The organism is Pseudomonas sp. 2822-15, assembly GCF_002742515.1.
Taxonomy (GTDB): Bacteria; Pseudomonadota; Gammaproteobacteria; order Pseudomonadales; family Pseudomonadaceae; genus Aquipseudomonas; species Aquipseudomonas salomonii.
Window position 1 is genome coordinate 1 of the sequence record NZ_LJRY01000370.1, and the last position, 1366, is coordinate 1366.

At 57.3% G+C, this 1366-nt stretch carries 1 protein-coding gene and 1 tRNA gene; one reads left to right on the forward strand and one right to left on the reverse strand.

The annotated features are described in order from the left end of the window. Positions 1-73: transfer RNA gene (locus AOA59_RS28870), tRNA-Glu, on the reverse strand. Positions 74-456: 383 nt separating this feature from the next. On the opposite strand from AOA59_RS28870, the gene AOA59_RS28875 reads away from it, so the two are divergent. Next, on the forward strand, positions 457-1215 hold the full coding sequence (locus AOA59_RS28875) for a hypothetical protein (RefSeq protein ID WP_256593142.1): 759 nt from the start codon (positions 457-459) through the stop codon (positions 1213-1215). The last annotated feature ends 151 nt before the right edge of the window (positions 1216-1366 follow it).

Consider the following 1366-nt stretch of genomic DNA (forward strand, 5'->3'; position numbering starts at 1 on the left):
CGTCCCCTAGGGGACTCGAACCCCTGTTACCGCCGTGAAAGGGCGGTGTCCTAGGCCACTAGACGAAGGGGACACACGTACAACATTCACTCCCTACCGCGTTTCGCTGTGTGCTTTACGCTGTAAGTGGCGCGCATTCTATGGATGGATTGAAAGGTCGTCAACCCCCAAGGATAAATTTATTTAAATCAATGACTTCGACCTGCTTTCCAGGCCTTTGCGGGCATTCTGCCCGTGGGGGCTTTGACGCCTATATTCTGGCGCCCGACAAGACGCTATAGTTCGCCCGAGTAAATGATGGCAATGTGCATCCATGCAGGGAGCCCGCTCTGTCACGCTTGCCTATATAGAAGAAACTACCTGGGCAACTGGTCGAACAGCCCTATCCGCCGGATGGCCCAGTCACTACACTCCACAGCAAACCCTATAAAAGAGGTCACACCGGTGACACCACTCATGATCACCCTGCTGGTAATAGCCGGGATCGTAATACTGATCGCCATTGGCTACATGAACCACGTGGTGGAAAACAACAAACTGGAAAAAAAACGTACCGAGATCGAGCTCGATGATCGGCTGCGTCGGTGCGGTGAAATCACCGAGACCTTTCCTGGCCAATTGATGACCCCGGCGCTCAAGCTGCTGCTCACCCGCCTTGAGCTCAACGTCAACCAGCGCCTGTTGCACCTCAACAAGTCCAGTGCAGCACTCAAGGCGCGTATCACTGAGTTGAATGCGCTGATCGCCCAGGGCGAATCGATTCCGGTGACCAACCCACCGGCGCCGATCCAGACCGAAGCCAAGGCCAAGGACGTGCGCTTCCTCCTCGAAGCCCTGCATGGTCAAGTGACCCGTGCTGCTCAGGACGGTTTTCTGCCGACCAACGAGGCCAAGCACTGGATCAAGGAAATTCGCCATATCCTGGTGCTGCTGCACATCGAGTTCTTCAACAACCTCGGCCAGCACGCCCTGCAACAGAACCAACCCGGCCAGGCACGCCTGGCCTTCGAGCGCGGCGTGCAGTACCTGCGCAAACAGCCGGAGCCGGCGCTCTACAGCGCGCAGCTGCAATTGCTCGAAAGCCAACTGGCCCGCGCCAACTCCACGGTATTGACCAACAGCAAGCCGGCTGAAGATGAGGTCAATGAGTTGACTGAAGGGCTTAAAGTTGTGGATGCCGATGCGGAGTGGAAAAAGAAAGCTATTTACGATTGATCGTTGGGGGGGCGCGCGGTGGTTGGGTGGGGTGGGTACATATCCGTTGCTGCGGTAACGGCGGCCTAGGGTTCCGCCCTTACGGCGGGGGACCTTTTTTAGGGAGCCGAAAGAAAAAAAAAGGCCCCCCCCCCCCCCCCCCCCCCCGGAG